This window comes from Cyclobacterium sp. L-R, assembly GCF_056859355.1.
The window spans coordinates 131,235-156,219 of sequence record NZ_JBSXOH010000097.1 but is presented as its reverse complement, the minus strand read 5'-3'; the positions used below and the strand labels follow the sequence as shown (position 1 = coordinate 156,219).

13 protein-coding genes are annotated in these 24,985 nt (G+C 38.3%); 1 reads left to right on the top strand and 12 read right to left on the bottom strand.

The window, feature by feature from the left end:
- Positions 1-312: 312 nt before the first annotated feature.
- The 12 genes from AC13EX_RS22275 to AC13EX_RS22220 all read right to left on the bottom strand — a co-directional run bounded on the left by AC13EX_RS22275 (position 313) and on the right by AC13EX_RS22220 (position 20,493).
- Positions 313-2,337 (bottom strand): FAD-dependent oxidoreductase, encoded by a 2,025-nt coding sequence (locus tag AC13EX_RS22275; protein WP_482894403.1) that lies wholly within the window; start codon positions 2,335-2,337, stop codon positions 313-315.
- A gap of 9 nt (positions 2,338-2,346) precedes the next feature.
- Positions 2,347-4,107, bottom strand: coding sequence for an arylsulfatase (locus tag AC13EX_RS22270; RefSeq protein WP_482894402.1), 1,761 nt, complete (start codon positions 4,105-4,107; stop codon positions 2,347-2,349).
- A gap of 164 nt (positions 4,108-4,271) precedes the next feature.
- Positions 4,272-5,954 carry an FAD-dependent oxidoreductase gene (locus tag AC13EX_RS22265; protein ID WP_482894401.1) on the bottom strand — a complete coding sequence of 561 codons (1,683 nt, stop codon included), beginning with the start codon at positions 5,952-5,954 and terminating at the stop codon, positions 4,272-4,274.
- 148 nt (positions 5,955-6,102) lie between these two features.
- Entirely contained in the window at positions 6,103-7,500 is a 1,398-nt protein-coding gene (locus tag AC13EX_RS22260) for a Gfo/Idh/MocA family protein (protein WP_482894400.1), read from the bottom strand.
- A 118-nt stretch (positions 7,501-7,618) separates the two neighbouring features.
- A complete protein-coding gene (locus AC13EX_RS22255; protein WP_482894399.1) occupies positions 7,619-9,331 on the bottom strand; it encodes an FAD-dependent oxidoreductase in 1,713 nt (570 codons plus the stop codon).
- A gap of 125 nt (positions 9,332-9,456) precedes the next feature.
- Positions 9,457-10,962: a sulfatase family protein gene (locus AC13EX_RS22250; protein WP_482894398.1), complete on the bottom strand. Its 1,506-nt coding sequence runs from the start codon at positions 10,960-10,962 to the stop codon at positions 9,457-9,459.
- A 381-nt stretch (positions 10,963-11,343) separates the two neighbouring features.
- The gene (locus AC13EX_RS22245; protein ID WP_482894397.1) at positions 11,344-13,023 is read right to left on the bottom strand and encodes a RagB/SusD family nutrient uptake outer membrane protein; all 1,680 of its coding nucleotides are present in this window, start codon (positions 13,021-13,023) and stop codon (positions 11,344-11,346) included.
- A gap of 13 nt (positions 13,024-13,036) precedes the next feature.
- Positions 13,037-16,363: a SusC/RagA family TonB-linked outer membrane protein gene (locus AC13EX_RS22240; RefSeq protein ID WP_482894396.1), complete on the bottom strand. Its 3,327-nt coding sequence runs from the start codon at positions 16,361-16,363 to the stop codon at positions 13,037-13,039.
- Between the two features lie 93 nt (positions 16,364-16,456).
- The gene (locus AC13EX_RS22235; protein WP_482894395.1) at positions 16,457-17,452 is read right to left on the bottom strand and encodes a FecR family protein; all 996 of its coding nucleotides are present in this window, start codon (positions 17,450-17,452) and stop codon (positions 16,457-16,459) included.
- 139 nt (positions 17,453-17,591) lie between these two features.
- Positions 17,592-18,173 (bottom strand): RNA polymerase sigma factor, encoded by a 582-nt coding sequence (locus tag AC13EX_RS22230; protein ID WP_482894394.1) that lies wholly within the window; start codon positions 18,171-18,173, stop codon positions 17,592-17,594.
- Positions 18,174-18,332: 159 nt separating this feature from the next.
- Entirely contained in the window at positions 18,333-19,109 is a 777-nt protein-coding gene (locus AC13EX_RS22225) for a cupin domain-containing protein (protein WP_482894393.1), read from the bottom strand.
- 217 nt (positions 19,110-19,326) lie between these two features.
- A complete protein-coding gene (locus tag AC13EX_RS22220) occupies positions 19,327-20,493 on the bottom strand; it encodes a glycosyltransferase family 2 protein (protein WP_482894392.1) in 1,167 nt (388 codons plus the stop codon).
- Positions 20,494-20,705: 212 nt separating this feature from the next.
- On the opposite strand from AC13EX_RS22220, the gene AC13EX_RS22215 reads away from it, so the two are divergent.
- Positions 20,706-24,827 carry a response regulator gene (locus AC13EX_RS22215; protein ID WP_482894391.1) on the top strand — a complete coding sequence of 1,374 codons (4,122 nt, stop codon included), beginning with the start codon at positions 20,706-20,708 and terminating at the stop codon, positions 24,825-24,827.
- Positions 24,828-24,985: the final 158 nt, after the last annotated feature.

The following is a 24,985-nucleotide window of genomic DNA, read 5'->3' as shown; positions in this document are numbered from 1 at the left end:
TTACAATTCTGAAACTTCACAAAAATTTAAGGTGATAAATTAAGAAGTTTGATAGCAAAAATCAAACCATTTTTCCATTTCCTTGCCAGCTTTTGAAACCAAACTCCATTCAAGTTGGAGACCCATTTAGTCCTAAATAATTCACAAACTAATATTACCTAATGGGAAACACCTCAAAATCAACTATACTGGTCATATGTACAGCTCTGATCTCTACACTGCAAATAGAATCCAAAAAAAAACCAGTTTCATAAAGTTTTACCTTTGTGAAACTGGTTGACTAAATTTGATTTTAAAGAAGGGGTGAAAATACTATTTTTCAGGCACCCATAGTACCGCATCAGCTACAACTGTGCCATCTGCACCTTCTGTACTAACAGTAACAAAGGGATTCGTACCTGCTTCTAAGGTATAAGCACCTACATTTACCCACTCTCCTCTTGTTTGGCCTTCAACTCTAATGTCCGATTCTTTTACAAGAACTTCATTTTCTGCTTTCCCGTCAGAAACAATAATTTTCGTCTGACTAGTTGCATCCTCAGTTCGTGAGAAATAAACATAAATGTTATATTTTCCGCTTTCTACCACCTTTGGACTAAAACGTACAGTATTAATTGAATTGTCTTTGCCTGCGTTTTTCAAAAGTGTTGGACCATATCCATGCCTATTTTGAACCTCCCAATCTCCGGTAACAACTACACCTTCATCATCATTGTCCACCAGTAACTCAGCAGTGCTTCCATCTGCCAATGGATTTGAGCGAAGCTCTCCTTGTAGCTTCTTAATGGATACCTCCTGAACAGCTTGCCCCTCATCCAAGGCCAGACTTGCAGCCACTGCAGCAGATTGTCCTAAAACCATAAATACCGGCTCCATTCGTATAGAGCCATAAGCAATATGACTTGCAGAAAGTGCCACCGGTACCAATAGGTTCTTTGCTTCATTTGCCTTAGGTATAATTGACCTGTAAGCAATAGGATATGGGCCAAAACCACCTATTTCAACATTCCCTTCATTCTTCACCATTTTCTTACCATCCTTCTCTACAACCACACGCTGAATATTGTGAGAATCCATGGTGTAGGCAGCCATTCCAACACCATCCTCTACTACTTCCTCTCCTACACAATTGGCTTGAGTCATTACATATTCTCCTATCATTCTCCGTACTTCTCTCACATACAATTGCGGAGTCCAATTTCCATTTTCTACATATTCATCTTTTGGATAACCCCATTCCTGAATCGCCTCTTGAAGTTCTTTTGGCACCCTTGGGTCAGTTTTGTAAAAGTAAAGCAGAGATTTAGTGTAAAGCGTGTGTGCATCTATGATTTCTTTCCGCTTTTCATAACTTCCCTCTGGATATTCATGGTTCATTCCAATCATATCTGTAGAGAAACCTCCCCTATTGTTTATGTCTGTTTTGTTATTTGGCATTTTACTCCAGATAAAATATTGCCCAAGGCTTCTTTTTTCTGGTTGTGCTTCAAAAAGTCTGACCAATAAATCAAACATGGCTGGGTCGTAACCTTCCGGCTTCGTTATTTCAATCCGATTGTCAGGATCATTGGTCAAGCAAATACGATAATTATAAGCTTGAATTTTATCATCCTCTGTACCATCTTCAGCTAAGCTTCCATCACTAATTCCCCAAAGAAGTCCACTTGAAGGGTCACCAGGGGTTTTATACGGATCAACACCATCAGGAAACTGATGCCCATTCATTAATTGAACGCCATTATAGGTTTCCTCATATTTTTCATTGGATTCCCTACCGATATCATAACTTACCCCAGACTTTGCCATCAGGTCACCTTCATAGGTAGCGTCGATAAACATTTTACCTGACACTTCCCTCAACGGTTCTGAAGGGTTATTGGCATTCTCAATAGAAATCTTGGTTATCCATCCATCTTTATTCTCAGCACTTTGGATTCTAAATCCATACTGAACAGTGATTCCTGCCCGGTCCAAATACTCTTGAAAGGTAGCTTTGGCCACACTTGGTTCGAATATCCATTGTTCAAATTTCCCATAATGATCTCCTAGTTTTCGATAGAAATCTCTTGATAAGCCAGTTACGGCAAATTTATTTCCTATATCTGTGTACCCTAATCCTCCGGTGGTCAAACCACCAAGGTGCATGCTAGGCTCAATCAGAAGTGCTGATTTCCCCATACTCTTCGCTGTATAAGCTGCTATTACCCCCGAAGATGTAGCTCCATATACGACTACATCATAGGTTTTTTCTTTGGCTTCTTCAGGCCCTGAGCAAGAAAACATCAGGCTTGATAAAATCAAACAGCCTATTACTAAATAACTTAATTGTCTTATCATTACTTATTTTCAATTGGTTTTGGTGAATACAATCAATCTTAAATCCATTACCTGATTACCAGGAATCTCAAGCGCTTTCATGGATAAAGTGGCTTCTCCACTTTCTAGGTTTATTTCACCCAATGACATGGGTTTGAAATCTTTAACATAGGATTCCATGCGCTCTACCCTGTCATTTTCCATTCCCTTGAGAGGTGGATCATGGGCTATATCCACTTTTCCATCTAGGTAATTCTCTCCTAGCTGAAGTCTAAAGGTGGCGCCAATGTCTATTTTAGGGCATGTATAATATAAATCTACTTGGTATTTTCCTGATTCCAATACCTCCACATCCCAAGTGATACTGTCTTCCAAACTTACCCAATTTGTAAAAAAAGAGTCATTGGGGAAACGGTTGGATCGTTGAATCTGTCCGTGAGCCTCACCATCACGGGCGGGCATTTGGGTGTACTTTGCTCCAGGTGCTCCCAGGGTAAATGATCTGATCTTAGGACTTTTGTCCATTTCTTCAGCCATTTCTCTTTCCCAAGATGCTTTTGCTGCTGTTAATTCCACAGTTAATTCCTGCATTTGATCTTGAATGGGATTTTGTTGAAATGGGTCTTTTCCCATGTCAAACAAGGCTCCTTCATGATCCAGAAGAAAATTCTGGGTTCTTAAACTCGTTCTGTTCTTCCAGTGGCGGTAGATTATTCTATCCTCCCACTCGCTAGCTTCATTGAATATAAGTGGCTTTAAACTTTTACCGTCGAAGGGTTTAACCGCCTTGTGTTCTATTCCTAGCAGCTCCATAAAAGTTGGGAATAGGTCAATCGCACTTGATATTTCTTCGACCACTCCACCTCCTGGAATGGTGCCTTTCCATTGCATGAATAATGGACTTCTAACTCCTCCTTCATCTGTAGAACCCTTTCTGCCTTTCATTCCACCATTCCACCTAAAACTATTCGGACCATTGTCACTAAAATAAATTACAATGGTATTTTCCTCCAAATCAAGGGATTTCAACTTGTCCATTATTCTTCCCACATTCCAATCGATGTTTTCACACATGGCAAGTGCTGCCTTGGTAAACTCCTGGTCTTCGTTCTGCACTAGGTTATCAAGCTCCTTCTTAGCAAATGAATCGTACCAACGATCGGGAACTTGCATGGGTGAATGTGGTGTGTTTAAGGGCAGGTAAACTAGAAAAGGATGCGCTTGATTTTCCTCAATAAACTGCATGGCTTTTGCTGTCAGGTCATTGGCAAGATAGCCTTCACCTTGAACAGGTTTACCATTGTGTTCCAGCGGTGGACTAAAATAATCCCCCCAATGTCCGGAACAAAAGCCATAAAACTCATCAAACCCCCTGGCATTGGGATGGTAAGGGTGTTGCATGCCGTTGTGCCACTTACCAAAAGCACCTGTTACGTAGCCTGATTTTTTAAGCACTTCGGCAAAGGTTACTTCATCTAGGTCCAATCGTTCTTGCCCGGCCGAAGTCCCACTAACTCCTCCACGCAAATGGTACCTTCCAGTAAGCATTTCTGCCCTGGTAGGAGAACAGACCGGGGACACATAAAAACGATTAAAACTGACCCCCTCAACACCCAACCTATCAATATTTGGTGTCTGTAAATTTGGATTCCCAGTGAAACTTAAATCACCCCATCCCTGGTCATCAGATAAAATGATCAGAATATTAGGCCTGGCTAGTTCTTTTTCTTCTGACTTGCAAGCCATAAAAATATATATACACAGGAACAATAAGGTTTTAGAAAGTTTCATAACCGTAGAATTTATTTAACTTCAACAATTACATAGCAGTCTAAAGTAGACAAAAGTAAGCAATAGGTACTGCAAACATTATAAAGTTATCGGTACCTTATTGCCTACTTTTGAAACACTCAAATTCATTAAGTCAATACTTGACCTAACACAAAACTATATGCTTAATTAATTTTATCAGCTAAAGTCAATACTTGACCATCTTCAAGAAGTTTCGTTCTTAAAGAAGAATAAGGAAGATCTTGCACACTGATGCCTTCTTCCATAGCCATAACAGCTGCTGTGGCCGCAGATTGTCCTAAAATCATAAATACCGGTTCCATACGAATGGATCCAAAAGCAATATGACTTGCAGAAACTGCTACAGGAACCACTAGATTTTGAATTTCGTCGGCTTTAGGTACCAAAGAACCATAAGAAATTTCATAAGGTTGTGGCAATGGAACACCTACATCACCCTCATTGTGTACATGTCCATTCTCGTCAACATATCGTTGGATATTGTGAGAATCGATGGTATAGGAACCCATCCCTACTGACTCAGGAGTTGGTCTTTTCTGCAGCAACTCATTTTCCGTCATCACATATTTACCAACCATTCTTCTGGCTTCTCTTACATAAATCTGATGGGGCCAGTTTCCATTGTCCGTAAATTCATCCTTTGCCAATCCCCATTTTTTAAATTCATCCTGCGTTTTTTTCGGTACCCTTGGGTCGTTGGCTACATAGTATAAAAGTCCTTTTTGGTAGTCCTCATGTTCCTTTATGATTTCTCTCCTTCTTTCATAACTGGCTTCCGGGTAATCATAATTCATACCTATATTGTCGGAACTAAATGGTCCATGGTTATTGGTATCGGTTTTCTTATTGGGTATCATATCAAATTTACCAAACCACTCATCCCATCCTGCATCAAAAATTCGACCTAGCAGTTCATATTCCTTCGGATCATAATTGTCAGGTTTTGGAAAAGGAACTTGGTTATCAGGATTCACTGACATACAAGTTCTAAAGCAATAGGCTTGTACCTTACTGTCCCCTTCGCCTTTTACACCTGGGTCTTCACCACTGATTCTAGGAAGTAATCCCGAAGAAGGATCTCCTGGGATTATATATGGATCTATTGGCTGATCTAAAACCTTGAAATGATGACGGTGGTGGAAAACTCCCGTTTGAACTCCATTCCAGTCTTCTCCATACACATCTTTTCCTTCTCTTCCTACATGGTAACTCACCCCGGCAGCTGCCATCAAATCACCTTCGTAAGTGGCATCTACAAACATTTTACCCTTAAACTCCTTGCCACTCAATGTACGAATAGCTGTAATTTTACCGTTTTCTACGGTAACACCACTTTCTCTATCCAACCATTCATCTCGAAGGACTTCAATGCCTAATTCCTCAACCCATTCATCATAAACTTCTTCAGCCACATGAGGTTCAAAAATCCACATGGTTCTGAATTCGCCATCTATGGCAGGAGTACCCTGACCTTTGTTTCCAAAATCAGATTGGGCTTCCCATTTCCAGGCATCATCTTCCGTATATTTTTCATATACGCGTTGGTAAAATTCCCGGGATAGGCCACCAATTACTTCTTTTTTTCCTGTATCTGTCCAACCTAAACCTCCGGATGTCAAACCTCCTAAGTGCTTGTCCGGGGAAACCATTATTACAGATTTACCCATTTTCTTTGCTTGGATAGCAGCTGTTACGGCTCCAGATGTACCGCCATATACAATTACATCTGTTGTTTCTTCCTGCTCAGTTGCTGGGCCACAGGCCATAAAAACGAAAAGCAAAGAAAGGTTTAACAACACAGTCTTTAAAATCCCTGTTTTTTTCATTGTTTGATTTAGTTAAATGCTTAATTATTAAATTTTTACGTATTATTTTTTCTAAAATCTTGAGCTTGTTTAATAATCTATAGAACCATCTTACTTTCAGTTGAAGCATGGATTCCTACTTAAGCCCTAGGGTTATTCTCAATTTCCTTTAAGTGTCTTTTAACTTCATTTTTTCAGGGTCCCATCTGACTATTTTCTTTTGGAAATAACTGATATTTCCTGCTTCAGTCGGGCCTGAAGCCCGAAGTCCAAAAACAGCATCCTCCACAACAGGCTTCCCATGACGGATGGATTCAAAGAAATTGACAAAATGCTCATACCTGTCTCCCTTATAGTTAGAAGGCACCTTAAATTCAAATTCAGAAGGTCCTACCATTTCAGCTTTTTGCCGATATTTTTTACTGTGAGCAGCTTTGAGTGCCTCTTGCATGGCTTCCGGAAAGCTGTTTAAGGACATTCCAGGATCTTTAGGGAAAGGTGTTTTGCGTAATTTTAAGCCATTAAAATCAATCGTAATGTCTCCTTCCGAACCCACTATTCTAAACAGAAAATTATTCCCTCCACCACTTACAAGATTGGTTCTCAATGATAAGTTAAATGCAGGATGGGCATCTGACTTAGGATAATCAAATAATCCCAAATGTATATCAGGCACATCTCTTCCATCTTTCCAGTACCTCAAACCTCCAGTAGCCTGAACCCTTTCAGGCCCCTTAGATCCTGTGACAAAATGCAGCATGGAAAGCATGTGCACATATAAATCACCCGCTACTCCTGTTCCATAATCCTGGTAGTTTCTCCACCTAAAAAAGCGAAGCGGGTCCCAATCTCTTTTCGGTGCATTAGCTAAATAAGTATCCCAATCCACTGTTTCCTCTGAAGCATCCAATGGCACTGTATACTGCCAAGCTCCTCTTGCACTGTGTCGGTCAATTTGTGCTTCAGCAAAGTTTATTTCTCCAATTTCTCCTGCCGCTATAAGTTCCTTTGCCTTTGCATGAATGATGGAACTCACATATTGGCTACCTACTTGAAATACCATTCCGGTTTTTTTCTGCATGTCGATGATGCTATGACCATCTTCGGATCGTTGTACCATTGGTTTTTCACAATAGACATGTTTGCCTTTTTGCATGGCATCCAAACCTATTTTTTGGTGCCAATGATCAGTGGTCGCATTGATGACAGCATCCACATCACTTCTTTCTAAAATCTCTCTATAGTCTTTGGTGGTAAATAAATCAGCCCCCCAAAGTTCTTTAGCGCGAACAAGTCTTCCATCGTACAAGTCACAAGCTGCCACAATTTCAACTCCATCCACCATCAAAGCTGTATTGGCATCACCTATACCCATGCCTCCAGTACCTATGACAGCTACTCGGATTTTGTCATTGGCAGACACCGCTTTTCTCTTTACTAAGTCAAGGTAGGTTGATGATTCAAATCCCTTAGAGGCATTCGCAATGGCTATCGGTGCACCCACTGCCAAGGCAGTGGATGTAGATAACTTTTTCAAAAAAGATCTTCTGTGGTTTTTGGGTTCCATTGGCATAACTATTTGCTTTTATTAGTTTAAATGCAATATAACAATACAATTTACAGTAATGCAGAATACAATTAAGTCAAGCTAAGGCTTGCTTCAACAAAGGGAATTCTACTTATACTTATTTCTGATATTCTAAAATCTGCTTGTCTTTACGTAGAATTTCTACCAATAAATTATAATCAAGGTCCTGAACTGCAACCTGATGATCGATGGCTAAGGCAGCAGCAGTGGCTGCTGATTGGCCCAAAACCATAAATACAGGTTCCATTCTAGCCGATCCAAAAGCAACATGCGTGGCACTAATACAAACCGGCACCAACAGGTTTTCTTTTTCTCCTTTTTTAGGTACAATTGACCTGTAAGAAATTGGGTAGGCCGTCAAACCTCTGGCTTCAAAGTTACCCTCGTTTTGTACATAGCCATTATGGTCTACATAACGTTGTACCATATGAGAATCCATCCCATAAGAGCCCATACCTACTCCATCTTTTACCTGCGGAACCAACCCTTCACAATCAGCCTGGGTAACGACATAATCACTTACCATTCTCCTTGCTTCTCTTACATACAGTTGAGGTGTCCATCCATTTCTATCTTTAAACTCATCCTTTGTCGTCCCCCATTTTGCCACTACATCTCTCACTTTTTTGGGAATTCTTGGATGGTAAGCCAATGACCACATTAGCCCTTGTTGGTACTCCAATTGCCTTTGACTATACGCTTCCCTATCCGCATAACTTGCTTCAGGATAATCGAAATTTTGACCTATGAAGTCCGTTGAAAACCCCTTTTGATTGTTTGTATCCGTCTTTTTGTTGGGCATAGGTGTATTGATCCAAGGCACCAATGGATCCCCATAATGGTACATTTTTTCTATTGGTCCATTGGCTGCTTCATAATTCCTAAACAATAACTCATATTCAAGTTCATTGTAATTTGCAGGTTTCTCGAATGGAATCCTGTTCTCAGGATGGTTGGTTAAGGTCATACGATAACAGTAAGCCTGAATCCCTTTGTCTGCAGTGCCATCTAATCCAGGTCCTCCTTCAATTATAAATGGTAATAACCCACTAGATGGGTCACCTTTTACCACATAAGGGTCAACACCTGGCACGAAATTATGGTGGATGGCATTTCTGGAAACATTCCCTTTAAGGGTAAGGTTATAAAAATTGGCTTGCACACCATTAAGGGTTTCTCCATACTGACTATTGGCTTCTCTACCGGTAGTATAGCTCACACCTGAAGCTGCCATCAAATCTCCCTCATAAGTAGCATCCATAAACATTTTACCTGAATAAGTCTCTCCACTTTCCATTGTAATGGAGGTAATTCTATTGTTGTTGGTCTTGACTCCAGTTGCTCTATTGAGGCGTTTATTCATAAGGACCACTATATTTTCCTCCGCCAACATCTTTTTATAGACTTTCATTGCTACTGAAGGTTCAAAAGTCCACATGGCCTCTTCTCCTTCGTTGGATCTTGTTTGATCCGGCCTCCTTAAATAATCTAGCCTATCCTCATATTTCCAAGCCTCCGGATTGTCATAGTAAGCCTTAATATTTTGGTAGAATTCCAAGGAAATACCACCTATTACATCTTTATTCCCAATATCTGTAGCCCCTAAACCTCCAGTGGTTAAGCCCCCTAAATGATTTGAAGGTTCAATAAGAATTACAGATTTCCCCATTCTAGCCATTTGAATGGCTGCAGCGACACCTCCAGAAGTACCTCCATAAACGACCAGATCATAAGAGGTATTTTGCGCCTGCGATGGATAAGCAATCCAGGAGTTAAAAAGCAGTAGTAATGCTGTAAACAGTTGCTTCATAATGTTTAGATTTAAGGAATGTATCCTTTTTGGTTACTATTCCAGTCTTTGGTTATAAGTTATTAATTCTTTTTTTAAAGTTGTAAAATGGGAAGACCCAAAGGACAAAAGCAAAATTAGACCTGTTAATTATCTGCAATAATGGCTGAGTTTAAATGGTCGTTCAATTGATTTAATAATTTTTCCGCTATTTCAGGATTTTCCATAGCAAGATCATTGGATTCACCAGGATCTTTTTCTAGGTTGTACAATTCCACGGGTGAAACAAACGGATATTTCCCAAGCACTTTCCATTTCCCTTCACGCAAACCATATGCATTCCCACTGCCCCGGACCACTATTGATTCCCTATTTCCTGAAGTCACCTTACTGCCATAAAAAGCTGACAATAGGTTATGCCCATCTATAGCCGAATCTTCAGACAATGTCTCCCCCACCAGGGCCGCTAAAGTTGGCAAAATATCATTAAGCCCAATAAGTTCATTGCTCACCTGTCCTTTTGGGATTTTACCTGCCCAACTTGCTATCAAAGGCGTACGTACTCCTCCTTCATAAACAGACCATTTGGTTCCCCTGAAAGGGAAGTTGGGTCGGTGTGAATCTGGATTTATTTCCTTCTTCACATCCTTTGGACTATTTGTTACTTGCTCTTTGTCACCTTCCGGACTTGTGGCAATAAACTGCGATCCATTGTCACTGGCGAAAATTATAAGTGTATTCTCCCTTAATCCGAGAAGGTCTAGTTCATTTAATATTTGACCAACATAGTAATCCAACTCAAACACATAATCCCCATAAAGTCCAGCATCTGTTTTACCTATAAACTCCTGATCCACGGCCAAAGGAATATGTGGAACATAAGGCGAATAGTAAAGAAAAAATGGTTCTTCGCTACCGCTTTTTTTGAATTCTTTTAGGTAATTAATGCTTTCTTTTGTGATATAAGGCAAAAATCCCTGCAAGGGAATTTTATTGAGGTTTTCGATTCCTGTCGCAGCTTCAATCGTGTACAAATCGTGTAAAAGTGCCCCTACTATCTGTTTGTCTTCAAATATCCAACATTCACTGGCACAACTGAAACCTAACCAATGCTGAAACCCTCTATCCAAAGGCCCATCACTCAATGGCTTGGTAAAATCAATATTAGCACCATTGTGGTCATCTTGAAATTTCCCATATCCAACTGGAGGCTCTCCATCATTTGTGGGGAAAGTAGTGCCTAAATGCCATTTTCCAAATCCGGCTGTTTGATAGCCCGCATTCTGAAGCATCTGAGGTAAGGTTAGCATCCCTTCTTCAATCATAGAAGGTTCATAATTTGCCATTACTCCAGACTTTTTCCAACTTCTCCAAGGGTACTCTCCTGTCATCAGCGCATAGCGACTAGGAGAACAAACTGATACAGGACAGTAAGCTTCAGAAAACCGAATCCCATCCATTGCCAATTGATCGAGGTTAGGACTTAGCGTTTTTGAGTTCGGATTGTATACGCCCAGATCACCATAGCCCAGATCGTCCGCAAAAATAAACAGTATATTAGGTAAAGGTTCTGTTAATTCCTCTTTCTCCCCAGCACTGCAGGACATAAGCATGTAGGCAAAAACCAACGTAACAATCTGTATAATTCTCATTCTGCCAATCAATTATTATTACTTTTTAAAATAATTTTACTTACCATTAATTGATATTGCTACAATTCCTTCTCAATGTCAATCTCTTCGAAATCCTTCCTTGCAATTGAAAAAAAACTTACCCTCAAGCCTAAAATAGTGAATAATTATTTTTTTAAGATTTTACTTACATAGAACTTCCATTCCATTGGTGATATTAACTCCAATATGAAATGGAATAAAATACAATAGGTTTGAATTTCAATAATTACTAGGATTTTGGCATTCGTATACCCTTAGCAAGTTATAAAAAAGTAAATTGTCCTGCTCCACCTTAATTATAAATGGAGCAGGCAATTCATAATGTATGGATTATCACCAATTTACCCTTTCAAATCCTAATTAGTAATTTGGATTTTGAGTCAGTGCAGTATTGGTTTCTAGTTCTATTCTAGGAATAGGCCACAAATAATCTCTTTCAGGATTAAATGCTCTGGTTTCCACAACAACCATTTCATCAGCATTGCTGATATTGTCATAGTTAGGAGTACCCATTTCGTCGATCATAGGGGCTTCACTTAACCATCCGCCTTCACCGTATCTATTGACTCTTCCTCTATATGGACCAGGCATGATGTCTTCTGCAATTCTCCACCTTCTTATATCAAAATACCTAAAACCTTCCATTCCCAGTTCATGCCTCCTTTCTTTACGTACAATGTTTCTCAATTCTTCCTGAGTTTTACCACCTTCAATAGCTGGCATTTGTACAGATTCTCTTCCACGGATTGCATTTAGAGCATTATAAACAGTTTCATCAAGTTGATTTAACTCTACTTTTGCCTCTGCATAATTCAGCAACACCTCTCCAAGCCTGAAAATGGTAAGGTTTTGATCCGTCGACCCCACATCTGTAGGATAATTGGCTACGTCTATGTGTTTTCTGTATAAATAGCCTGTAAAGGATGCATAAGCGTGTGCAGCTTCTATATTAGGCACTCTAATCTTCTCATCTCCTCTGAATTCCCAAGTCATGGTGCTGTCCCTATGGGTTTCATAAATCCAGTTTACCAATCGCGAGCCCGGTACTACTAAGGTATAGTTCAATCTAGGGTCTCTATTTTCAAAAGGACTTTGAGGATTGAATAGTGGAGATTCATCAATGGGCAATCCATCTATACAATCATAGGTATCTACCATGTCCTGAGGAGGTTTTTTATTGGAATGCCCAAGGGCCATTCTAGACCAAAAATTTCTTGGCATATTGTGCGTTGCAACTCCTCTTAAGTATTGAATTCGCATGATTACTTCACTAGAATTGTCTCCTGCAAAGGTAAACATCCCCTCATAGTCAGGATCAATTTGATAGGCATTAGCATCCATCAGTTCTTTAGCCGCTGCTGCTGATTCTTGCCATCTTTCATTCCACAAGGCCACTCTGGATATCAGAGCAAGTGCCACACCTTTGGTGACCCTTCCTTTCTCAGTAGCATTCATTGGAAGTTGATCCTTAATTTCATTTAACTCTGAAAGAACAAAATCAATCACTACTTCTTTCGAAGACCTTGGGGTCTGCGATTCCTCTAGTGATAGATTAGTTGTCACCAAAGGCACATCCCCATAGAGCTCTGTCAGGTAAGCATAAAAATACGCCCTGAGAAACCTCGCTTCTCCTACTAGTCTGTCGTATTTTGCCGGATCCATTTCTTGCCTCAAATGGTCTCCTTTTGAGGTTATGAAATTCACTCTGTTAATTCCTCTGTAAAAGTGTGACCAAAACCCATTGGTAAATCCGTTGTCCGCATTTTGTTCACCTCTACCAAGGGCTTGCAAATCACTTCCATTTCGATCCCAGCCATCATCTGAGGCAAAATCGAAGGATAAAAACCAGGCTATACCTACAGGGAAATACCATAGTCTGTTATAAACTCCGGTAACTGCCATCTCCAATTCAGTTTCGTTGGCAAAATAAGTCTCACTAGAAGGAGAATCCAGTGGCAAGCGCTCTAGAAATTCTTCATTACATGCTGAAGAAAATAGTAAAGCGGGTATCAATATTGTATATATAATTATCTTTTTCATCAGTTCTCAGTGTTTAGAAATTAACATTCAAACCCATAGTGTAAGTAGCCATTTGCGGATACCAACCACCATTGCTCACAGGTGCTTCAGGATCGTAACCTTCATAAAAATTATGAATGGTAAAAAGATTTCTACCACTTAGGTAGATCCTTATTCCCTGAATATTGAGTGGTGCTAAAGCAGCTTCAGAAAATGAATATCCTAACTGAATGTTTTGACCTCTTAAATAAGCTGCATTTCTCATCCAAAAACTTGAATTTTGCTCATTATTGGTTTGATTCCAGGCCAACCTAGGATAGGCCGCGTCTGTATTAGTAGGCGACCAATGGTCCTTGTGCTGTTCCTGTACAGTACCCCCTTCGTAAAAAGGCATTATACCCTGACCAAACAAATACCCATCGGCTTTGCCTACTCCTTGTAAAAAGATGGATAGATCAAATCCTTTATAATCAGCATTGAAACGTGCTCCAAAGGTATGTCTGGGAATAGGACTTCCTATCACAGCAAGGTCACGGTCATTGATCATTCCATCACCATCAACATCTTTATACTTGATATCACCTGGGGCAATATTGCCAAACTGATCCGCATGATTGTCTACTTCTTCCTGAGACTGAAACAAGCCTTCATCTATATAACCGAAGAAAGAACCAATAGGATAACCTTCTCTATTTACTGTCAGTCCTGTGTTTTCGATTCCTCTCATGTCCACAATTTCATTGCGAACATCAGAATAATTTAGCATAACACTGTAGTTAAGGTCGCCTATCTTATTACGATAATTAACCATCAATTCAAAGCCTTTATTTACAACTTCACCAGCATTTTGGAAAGGTGCACTGAGACCTATGGTCTGAGGTATATTTAAAGCCAAAAGTATGTCCTTCGTTCTTCTTACATAGTAATCAGCAGACACATCTAATTTACCCCAGAGGTTAAACTCAAGTCCTAAATCTGTTGTTTCTGTGGTCTCCCATTTAATTGTGGAATTGGCCATACTGTTCAGCGCTGCACCAGGTGCATTTGCCCCGCCAAAGACATAATCCTGAGCACTTCCACCCAATGACATAAAAGCAGCAAAAGGATAAAGACCTATATTTTGGTTTCCAAGTTGACCCCATGAAGCACGAAGTTTCAATTGATCAATAGTACCTGAATAATCCTGCATGAAACTTTCTTCAGAAATTCTCCAACCAGCAGAAAAGGAAGGGAAAATACCTGACCTGTTTCCTTCAGCGAATCTCGAGGAGGCGTCTCTTCTGACATTTCCTTCTAACAAATACCTTTCGTCAAAATTATAAGTTACCCTACCAAATACAGACTGTAAAGCCCAATGGGAGGCTGCTCCTCCGGTTCTTTCATTGGCCCTGTTTCCAGCGTTGATTTGCTCATATTGAGGCAAAGGAAAAACTTCCCTATAAGCAGAAATCCACTTATTGGTTTGGTCTTCCTGCTGATACCCTGCTGTCACCCCAAGGGTATGCAATTCATTGAAAGTACGGTCAAAAGTTACAATTGCACGAATATTATTGTACCATTCTCTAGTATAACTCTCCGACAAAGAATTTCTTTGGGGAACAAAATGAGTTGGCGTTTCACCATCTCTGGCATAGGTTTGCGTGATATTGGAGAAAGATTTGGTATGAGGGTTCCAGAACTTTGGTGCATACATTACTTCTGCATTGAGCCAGTCTGTAATTTTATAATTCAAGCGGAAGTTTAGAATGGCATCTAAGCTTTCCACTGTTTTTAGTCCACCATCTTTAGCTCTTGCCAGTGGATGATCCCCATTCCATCCTTCACCATATCTCCCATTGGACAATATACCTACTTCGTTTGAAGGAATTCTTCTCATCCAGTGAAAAACATAACCTGTGCCACTGGATGGTTCTGTTTGGTAAGCTCGTCGTAGAAATATATCTGTAGAAAGTGTTAAACGATCAGACACTTTGATATCTGAATTTAGCCTCAAATTGAACCTGTTAAAGCTCGTGTTTGGGATTATTCCTTGCTGATCCAGGTAACTAACAGAGGCAAATAGTTTGGCCTTTTCACTTCCGGCATTAATGCTCATGTTGTGATTTTGCATAAAGGCAGAATTACTCATGGTGATGCTTTGCCAATCTGTGTTAGGATACTGATCAGAAGGCATTCCTGCTTTGTAAGCCGCAATAAACTCATCTGTATATTGTGGATCATTGCCTATATTGGTAAAAGCCTCATTGGCCATTTCCATATGATCTATTGCCCCTACGATATTTGGGAGCTGGGTAGGCACCTGGAAACCAGCATACATATTGTAGTTTACCCTCACTCCTTCTACACCTCTTTTGGTTGTAATTAAGACTACACCATTGGCCGCACGGGCACCGTAAATGGCAGCCGAAGAAGCATCCTTTAATATAGAAATGCTTTCAATTTCATTTGGGTCTACATTATTAAGGCTTGTCTCTATCCCATCTACCATCACTAGTGGGTTGGAGTCACCCAATGTACCTATACCTCTAATCCGGATGGAACCTCCATCACTACCTGGCTGACCACTTCGCTGTGTCACTGTAACTCCAGGAGCAATCCCTTGCAAAGCCATTGAAGTTTGTCCAACGGGTTGATTGACAATCTCTTTGGAGGTAATAGAGCTAACCGCTCCTGTTAGGTTCACTTTTTTCTGCGTTCCGTAACCGACAACGACTATTTCATCTAAGGAAGATAGGTCTTCGGTCATCGTAATATTGACCTCGCTTTGGTTTCCTACAGAAACAATTTGTTGCTCATAGCCAATAAAAGAAAAAATCAACACCGCATTGTCCGGAACTTCTAAAGAAAAGTTACCATCAATGTCAGTGGCTGTCCCCATATTGGTTCCTTGTATCAATACAGTGGCTCCTGGGATTCCTATTCCTTTACTGTCAACCACCTTTCCTTTAATAGGCCTTTCTTCAATCGAAATTTCAATTTTCCTAGCGCTAACATCATCTGTAACACTTGCCACATATATGGAATTATCAACCTGCTTAAATTTGAGCTTTGCAGAGACTGCAATGTCCATCAAAAGATCATTGACCGATTGTCTCTTATTTTTTAAGTCTAATTTTGGGTTTTTGTCTAGAATTTCTTCAGGAAGCACAAATTGATAATCGGTAGAATTTTCCACTTTTTGGAATATCTCCGCCAAATCCCATTGGACTTTGTTTAGTCTTACATAGGATTTATCTATGGGCCTGATCTGTGCATTGATCTCATGAGCAGCTAATGTTGTCATAAACAAACACTGCATCAGCAGGCCATACAATAGGTTTTTAGATACCATTTTTATTAGGTACAGTAGTTTTCTTTTCATAATTTTAAATGATTTTAAAGTTTAAGATTTAAGATCAGCAGGGTAAATCTTTTCATTTGGCGATGCGAGATTTGCCCTGCATTTTATTTTATTTCATAGGCTATTTTTTTTTATCCCAACTTGATTTTTGTCTATAGTAAATTCAAATCCCATAGAAAACCCAAGCCCAGTAAGTACATCGCTAAGGTTTTTATTGCGAAAAGTTCCAATGACTCTCCTATTCACGTCGATTCCATCTTCAATTTTAATTTTAACATCATACCAGTTGGCCAGGTCATCTAGAATGGAACCTAATGGAACTCTATCAAAGTCTAAAATCCCTTCCTTCCATCCCATTATTTCTATATAATTGAAGGTGCTTATATTGAATGCTGGCAAATTTTCTCGCTTGTCTAAAATGACAATTTGGCCTGGGCTCAACTCAACTGTTTTGTCGGTGGCTTCTATTGCCACTCGTCCTTCAGTAAGTGCCACTGAATACAATCCATCTCTGGCAAAGGCATTAAACGCTGTGCCTAAAGCTGTTGTAACCATGCCTTCGGTCAGGACTTGAAAAGGCTTTAAACTATCTTTGGCTATCTGAAAGTAGGCTTCTCCATCCAATTGAACATGGCGATTTACTCTCCCAAATGTGGATGAAAAACTTATGCTGGAATTACCGTTCAATACGATTGTGGAACCATCAGGAAGTTTAAGTGTCAGTTTTTCTCCAACACCGGTGCTTCTTTGAATTCTATTTTCCGCTAAACCGTTGGTTTCCTTTCCATACTCGAACCCGTTCTTAATAAAAAAAATACACCCTACCAATAGGGCAAAGCTTGCCGCTATTCTAAAAATCTTTGACCAAGGAAAAATTGTGTTTGCTTGTTTTTTCTCTTTGGTTCCTAATGTTCTAATATGTATTTGATGAAGGAGTTTTTTGTAGTCTGTTTCATCCTTCTCTCGGGTAAGGCTTATCTCCCACTCTGATTTTAATAGCTCATCAAAGGCCTTTTTGGCACCAGGTTGTTCTAACCATTCCAACACTTGTCTCTTTTCCTCAGCGTTGGCTTTTCGATTTAAAAATTTTATAATAATATCTCGTTCCAATTGGGTTTATTGTAATTTGATATATAAACCATCAACCCTGGCATTTACTTAACCGGAACCAAAAAAAACTTAAAAAAAAACGATACAGCTATAAGCTTGTGAAAAACACACTTGAATCCTACAAAAAGAAACAAGCCTATCAAAAGGAAATATTGGCGAAAATCAATAAACTTAGGGTGGGGTTCTCGAGAAGGTTTTTTTTCAATGATTTTGAAGCCAGATAAATATGATGCTCAATGGTCCTTTTTGACAACTTCATATGGTGAGCGATTTGCTCACTGTTCATCCCTTTCAATTTATTCAACTTAAATACTTCTTTCTGCACTTTAGGAAGCTTTTCTATTAGCTCCATCACCATACCTTCCATTTCATTATAGGTAAAGTCATCTTCTTGATTTCTTGCACCTATCACATTATCATCAGATAAAACATCCAGGCTACAATCCTTTTTTCTATCTCGTATATAATTATACATATAGAATTTTACAGCTTGAAAAAGATAGCTTTTAAATGATTTTGTTTCATCTAGTTTTTTCCTGCGTTCCCAAACCCTTACAAAAATCTCCTGTACCGCCTCCTCAGCCAATTGTTGATCTGCAAAAAAAGTGAATGAAAAAGCCATTAACCTCTTGGAATACCGAAAATACAATTCATTAAATGCAGCCATGTCCCCTTGTTTAAGGGAAATTAGCAAATTAAAGTCTGTATGATTCCTCAGCATACCCATGGGATTATTGCTTGTTGGTACTAGTATCCTCCATTAGTAATGAAAAGTGAAGGGAGTAATTTATTATATTTAATATAGATTTAGAAAGACAATATAGTCTAATAAGATTTAAATAAAAAAATGTGCTATTCCTTAATCCTACTACACAGATAGTTACTTTCCAGTATTTTTTGTAATCCAACGAATAGCATAATATTCACAAGCTCCTTTTCCTGCATTTCGTATGCCGTGCGAATCCATGGCATGCAAATAGATAAGAGAGCCCGGACCAAGCAGATACGGAACGCCATTAACCATCTCTTCTACTTCTCCTTGGAGCACCACAATTATTTCTTCATCAGCATGTTGATGAGGGTCGTGACTTTTTTCTCCTTCGTTTAAAGTGGTAATGTGCATTTCCAACTCTTGCAAAGTAGGTGTAGGTCCTCTAGCAACATCTCTTCTTCCTCCTTTAGCACTTTTCTTAATTGGTAACTTTTGATAATCATAGCTTGTCAGGGAATTCACATCGGGCTTAAAATCCTCTCCTACCTTATCGGCCTCCAATTCTATTACAAAAAATGAAGTGGTTTCATCTCCCAAATGCTGGATTTTAACCGTCTTGTCATTTGGTACCCAAGCCACACTCCTACTTTCTAGTTGATTAATGTTTCCACCCTGATTGATCTGAAGTTTGCCAGAACCTATTAAAATCAATTTTTCATCCCCTTTCTTAATGGAAATACTTTTCCCTTGGCTAAGTTTATAGTGATTGACTCGGAAATTATCCAAAGTTTCAGTGGGCCCATCGACGATTGGTCTTATTTCCCTCCCTGCTTCTGCATAAGCTGGTAACATTTTCCACTCAAAAACAGCGGATGGAATTGGCAATTGTTGAGCATTTAAAAAGGAGGGTAAGGTTATTAACAAAAGAAAGAGCAGTTTTTTCATGGTTTTGGGTATTGTATGTTTGCTTAATCAAACAATAAAACAACATTTTTTTTTGGGCTCCAAATAAATCCAGAAAAATACGCTCCCCAGAAGACTTAATTTACCTCTGGGTTTAAATGGAATAGGCAGGGTTAATTCCTTAGTTTATAAAATCGCTCATCGAAGCACTTAAAAACCCCCTACCCCACCTATCTAACTCAATGTCAAAAGGTTAAACTCAACTTTTCCGTTTGGCTTTTTCCCAAGTGCTTTTTTGACTTCCTTTTAAAAAGCGGAGCAAACCTGCAACCACCGCATAGTTCATCATGCAAAAGTAAAAGGGAACAAATAATACCTTAATCCTAAGTTTTCGACTTTCCAAAAAATATCCAAGCAGTGCTGCTGCGTAAAAGAACAGTTGACTGACCATTAGCAGTTGATAAATAAGACCATGGTTTAATAGAAAAAAATTGGCTACAAATATAAACACCAACAAGAAAGGGGTTATTGTCCACCTAAGAACCCTATGAGAGAGGTATTGAAAAAACAATACTGGATGATTAAAAGGAGTAATTTTAAAAAACAATCTTTTCATGGACTGCCAACCTCCAGCGCTGATTCTAACCTTACGTTTAAGCTCTTCTCCAGTAGAGTCTGAACCAGTTTCCATAGCATAAGCATCAGGTTCATAAACAATCCTATAACCCTTTGAAGCAATCAAAAGAGATTGCATAAAGTCATCCAAAATAGTATCCTCTGGCAAGTCCTGGTAAAGGGATGTTTTGAAAGCAACCAACTCTCCTGCTGCCCCCACTGCTGAATAAAGATTTGAATCCATTTTCTTTAGAAAGGATTCATATTTCCAATACATACCTTCTCCGGCGGAACTGGCAGAATCTTCTTGTTCTACCAACACTCTTTTTTCACCGGAAACACAACCTACTTTTTCATTGCTAAAGTGTCTGACAATGTTTTTAATGGCAGATTTATTAAGTATTGTATTCGCATCAGTAAAAACCACGATTGGACTATTAATAAACTTCATAGCCCTGTTTTCAGCGGCTGTTTTACCTGCTCTCCTATCATCATGAAGCAATTTGACTTGCGGAAATTCCTGCAATACTTCTCTAAAATGATCATTGGAACCGTCAGTAATAAAAACAATTTCTAACCGCTCCTTTGGGTATTCCAGTCCCAAAGAATTAAGCACCTTGTCTTTTATTATATCTGCCTCATTATAACAAGGAACTACAAGGGTAACATTAGGCCAAAATTCATTGTCATTGGGATTTAATTTTTTGACAAAAAATCCTTTCAATCTTACTAGTATGGCTATCACAATGCCATAACCTAAAAAAGTATAGGCAACTATTCCTATCGCTATCCAAAAAACTATTTGCATCATAAGAATTAATTTAAATAATGAATTTGATTTTAACTTTAAAATTTCGATTTTGTAAAAATTTAAAGTCCGTTTGAAACGAAATTTGATTTTTTACGGACACTTTATTTTTTGTAAAAAAAGAACTACTCAAACAACTTATAACAAAGGATTAAACTAGTTTTAATAATTAATTTGAGATAATGCATCCATCTCAAGAAAGTATAATTCAGAGCATGAAAAAAAATATTTCAGATAATAATACGGAGAATCCCGGACAAATTAAAAGAATGAATCAAGAAAGTAATTACAAGCTTGAAATATCTACAAAAATGGTAGTTTTAGCTCAAAAATTAACTTCTTGTGATCACTTTTTTTTAGGTGCATTAAAGAATGATACAATAAATGTCCTGACCTCCTCTGATCAGATATCTTCAAAAGAAATAAAAAACACAGACTCCTTATTTGATATATTAAAAAATGCAAAAGGTTTTACAGAAATAAAAGACTTATCAGAACATAAAGAACTTAATGACAGCGAGTTTATCAATCATTTAAATGGGGTAAAACACCTTTCAATACTCCCCTTCAAAGACCCATCGGAGACGTACAATGGTTTTTTAATCATTTTAAATCAGGAGACACCTGTTGAAACATCACCTATAGCCGAAAACTTAGAGCTATTATTACCACAGGCTTTACAATTATTGCATTCATCTTGTGGGGATTTGGAAGATCAAGTACTCAGTCAAGCCATGGCTTTGTCGCAAGATTTAATTACAGTATTAAAATTTGATGGGCAATTTATTAAAGTAAATAAAGCATTTAAAACTTTATTAGGTTATAATGAAGGTGAGCTTTCAAATAAACCAATTGTGGATTATATCCATCCTAACGATGTAAAAAACACAATTAAGCAAATTAATTTACTAATGGATGGAGAGTCTACCTCTAGTTTTTCCCATCGGTTAAAATGCAGTAGTGGAGAGTATAAAACTTTTGCTTGGCGAGCTACTGGTGATCTAGCAAACAAATGGATTTTTGCAATTGGTAGAGATATCAGTGAAGAAAAGGAAAATGAAGAAAGACTGCTAGCAAGTGAAGAAAAATTTCGCTCCTTTTTTGAGAATAGTCAAGGCTTAATGTTAACCCATGACCTAGATGGAAATTTTTTAAGCTTTAATAACTACGGGGCAAGACTCTTGGGCTATACGGTCGAAGAGATGCTTAACAAAACCCTTTGGGACATCATACCATTGAAATTTCGATTTGAGGTAGATGATTACCTCAAGGAAATTAAGGAAACTGGCAAGGCCCAAGGCTTGATGACTACTTCCCAAGCGAATGGGCAACTGAAGGTTTGGTTATACAGTAATAAAATGGAAAAAGACCATTTTGGAAAAAGTTATGTAATTGGCAACTCCATTGACATTACTGAAAGATTACGATTAGAGAAAAGAGTTCAAAATGCCAAAGAATTTTTAAACCAAACCAATACCATGGCTAAAATAGGCGGATGGAAGGTAGATTTAGAAAAGAACAGTGTAAATTGGACTGATATCACTAGGTCTATTTTTGAGGTTTCTGATGACTTTATTCCAGACTTAACCAATGGAATAAACTTTTATAAGCAGGGATACGATAGAGATAAGGTGAAAGAGGTTATTGATTTAGCCATTAATTACGGTAAATCTTGGGATGAAAAGCTTAGAATAATCACTGAATCAGGAAAGGAAATCTGGGTAAGGACATTAGGTGAAGCCTTTATAGAAGATGGAAAATGCCTTTACTTGTCAGGAACCATACAAGACATAGACGAAGAAGTTAGAAGAGAAAATCTGCTTATTCAAAAAGAGCAAATGCTTTTGGCAATTTCTAAAGCTACAGATGAGCTCCTTTCGAACAACAAAGTGTATGAGGCCATTCAAAATAGCCTTGAAATAATTGGTAAATCTGTAGGAGTAGACAGAATATATTACTTTGAAAATAGTTTAGATGAAAACGATGAGAAAATTTCTTCCCAAAGATTTGAATGGAGTGCAGCCAATGTAGAGCCTCAGATCAACAACCCTGATCTTCAAAATGTACCTTTTGAAGCATTTGGGGACTTTATGCTCCCTATGGAGAACAATGAAATTTTTCAGGCAATCATTTCAAACCTACCCGAAGAATCTGATCTTAGGAAATTGCTAGATGCACAAAATATAAAATCAATATTGACAACACCTATTTGTACCGACAATGGGTTCTGGGGTTTTATTGGTTATGACGACTGCACCAATGAAAGGGAATGGTCCAAAGCTGAACTTTCATTATTAAAAAGCTTTGCCAATAGCATATCGAACGCCATTGATAGAAATACTTTAGAAAGTAATCTTATCGAATCGAAGGAAATTGCTGAGAAAGCAAGTTTAGCAAAGTCTGAATTTTTGGCCAACATGAGTCACGAAATTCGAACACCACTAAATGGCATAATTGGTTTTACGGACCTTCTCGTGAAAACAGAACTCAATGAAACCCAAAATCAGTACATAGGAATTGTCAATCAATCTGCAGTTGCCCTGTTAAATATTATAAATGACATCCTAGATTTCTCAAAAATTGAAGCAGGAAAACTTGAATTGGATATTTCTAAAGCAGATATTTTTGAACTGACAGGTCAAGCAACTGATGTGGTATCCTACCAAGCCCAAAAAAAAGGGATAGAAATGTTGCTAAACATAGAAAAAGACCTACCTAGGTTTATTTTAGTTGATGATATCCGGTTAAAACAGATATTAATCAACCTTTTAGGCAACGCTGTTAAGTTCACTGACAAGGGTGAAATCGAACTTAAGATCCATACAATAGAGAAAATTGAAGAAAACAAAAGAATAATAAGATTCGAGGTTCGGGATACAGGTGTTGGGATAACAAAAGAGTTTCAGTCGCGAATTTTTGATGCTTTTATGCAGGAGGATGGTTCTACGACCAAAAAGTATGGAGGAACAGGTTTGGGACTTACCATTTCCAACAAATTACTGTCTATGATGGGCTCTAAATTACAATTAAATAGTGAGCTTAATGTAGGTAGCACCTTTTATTTCGATCTAGTCCTTTCTACTGAAATTGGAGATATCATTAAAGCACCTGATAATCTCACTATAAAAAATGTTCTTGTAGTAGACGACAATGCAAACAATCGCCTTATCCTTAAAGAAATCTTTTCCATGAATAATATTAAAATGGATGAAGCCCAGAATGGATTTGATGCCTTGCAGCAAATCGAAAACAATGAATATGATGTGGTATTAATGGACCTGAATATGCCTTATATGGATGGTCTAGAAACCACTAAAAAAATAAGAGAGAACTTTACTGGAGAGAGAGCCCAAATACCCGTTTTACTGTTACATAGTTCCGCTGAGGATGAATATATTTTGAAGCAATGTAAAGAGCTTTTAATAAATAAAAGATTGCCAAAACCGATCAAAAACAATGAATTATTTGAGGCTTTATCAAAACTAGCTCCTTCAGCTACGAGTAAAACAATTGCTCCTGAAGAAATTAATGAGAATAAGAATCTATCTGAAATAAAGGTACTTATCGCTGAGGACAATTCCATTAATATGTTCCTTGCTAAGACAATTGTTTTGAAAGTTTCCCCAAATGTTAAAATCATTGAAGCAACCAATGGGCTAGATGCTTATGAATTGGCTATAGAACATTTACCAGATATTATACTTATGGACATTCAGATGCCCATAATGAGTGGACATGAAGCCACACGAAAAATAAAAGAAAACCAAAGCACCAGAAACATTCCAATTGTTGCTATCACTGCAGGGAATATTAAAGGCGAAAAAGAAAAATGCATGGAATCAGGCATGTCTGATTTTGTACCAAAACCTATTGTTGAAAAAAACATAACTTATATTTTTGACAAATGGCTAAAAGCCCCTGAAAAAGACGATACTGATAAAAAAGAATCTTCAGAGGCAAACGATACCTCAACAGTTCAAGAGAAAATTGAGGAAAAATCACATTTTGATGTTAATAAAGTAAAGGAGTATTTGGGGAATGAACCTGAGATCATTAAGGAAGTATTAAAACTCACCATTCATGAATTAGAACAATCAAAAAGAGTGCTTTCAAATCATTATAATGACAAAAACTTGGAAGGATTGAGTTCTGAGGGCCATAAGCTAAAAGGTTCAGCCCTTACAGCTGGACTAGGGAAAGTTTATGAAATCGCGATAACTTTGGAGGAAATGACTACACTGGATTTAGTGAAATCAAAAAAGCTAATTGACATGTTCATTGATGAAAATGAAATAGTCAGAACCCTAATTGACGATTACATTGCTAATGGCAATTGAACAACCGATTGTCCTCTAGTTCTAATAAACAGGATTATTATGAACTATATGGGCTTGCTTTGGCCTCAAGATAATTTGATTTTATTGGGATTGTAGCCCTTTTTATTTGATTAGGGAAAAGCCTATTGCCTAATTTCAGCTACTTCTTTGAAGCTTTG

What these genes read in the sequence shown, in the direction of transcription:
- AC13EX_RS22275 (WP_482894403.1), bottom strand. Translation starts at nt 2,337, where the DNA reads ATGATAAGACAATTAAGTTATTTAGTAATAGGCTGTTTGATTTTATCA.
- AC13EX_RS22270 (WP_482894402.1), bottom strand. Translation starts at nt 4,107, where the DNA reads ATGAAACTTTCTAAAACCTTATTGTTCCTGTGTATATATATTTTTATG.
- AC13EX_RS22265 (WP_482894401.1), bottom strand. Translation starts at nt 5,954, where the DNA reads ATGAAAAAAACAGGGATTTTAAAGACTGTGTTGTTAAACCTTTCTTTG.
- AC13EX_RS22260 (WP_482894400.1), bottom strand. Translation starts at nt 7,500, where the DNA reads ATGGAACCCAAAAACCACAGAAGATCTTTTTTGAAAAAGTTATCTACA.
- AC13EX_RS22255 (WP_482894399.1), bottom strand. Translation starts at nt 9,331, where the DNA reads ATGAAGCAACTGTTTACAGCATTACTACTGCTTTTTAACTCCTGGATT.
- AC13EX_RS22250 (WP_482894398.1), bottom strand. Translation starts at nt 10,962, where the DNA reads ATGAGAATTATACAGATTGTTACGTTGGTTTTTGCCTACATGCTTATG.
- AC13EX_RS22245 (WP_482894397.1), bottom strand. Translation starts at nt 13,023, where the DNA reads ATGAAAAAGATAATTATATATACAATATTGATACCCGCTTTACTATTT.
- AC13EX_RS22240 (WP_482894396.1), bottom strand. Translation starts at nt 16,363, where the DNA reads ATGAAAAGAAAACTACTGTACCTAATAAAAATGGTATCTAAAAACCTA.
- AC13EX_RS22230 (WP_482894394.1), bottom strand. Translation starts at nt 18,173, where the DNA reads ATGCTGAGGAATCATACAGACTTTAATTTGCTAATTTCCCTTAAACAA.
- AC13EX_RS22225 (WP_482894393.1), bottom strand. Translation starts at nt 19,109, where the DNA reads ATGAAAAAACTGCTCTTTCTTTTGTTAATAACCTTACCCTCCTTTTTA.
- AC13EX_RS22220 (WP_482894392.1), bottom strand. Translation starts at nt 20,493, where the DNA reads ATGATGCAAATAGTTTTTTGGATAGCGATAGGAATAGTTGCCTATACT.
- AC13EX_RS22215 (WP_482894391.1), top strand. Translation starts at nt 20,706, where the DNA reads ATGAAAAAAAATATTTCAGATAATAATACGGAGAATCCCGGACAAATT.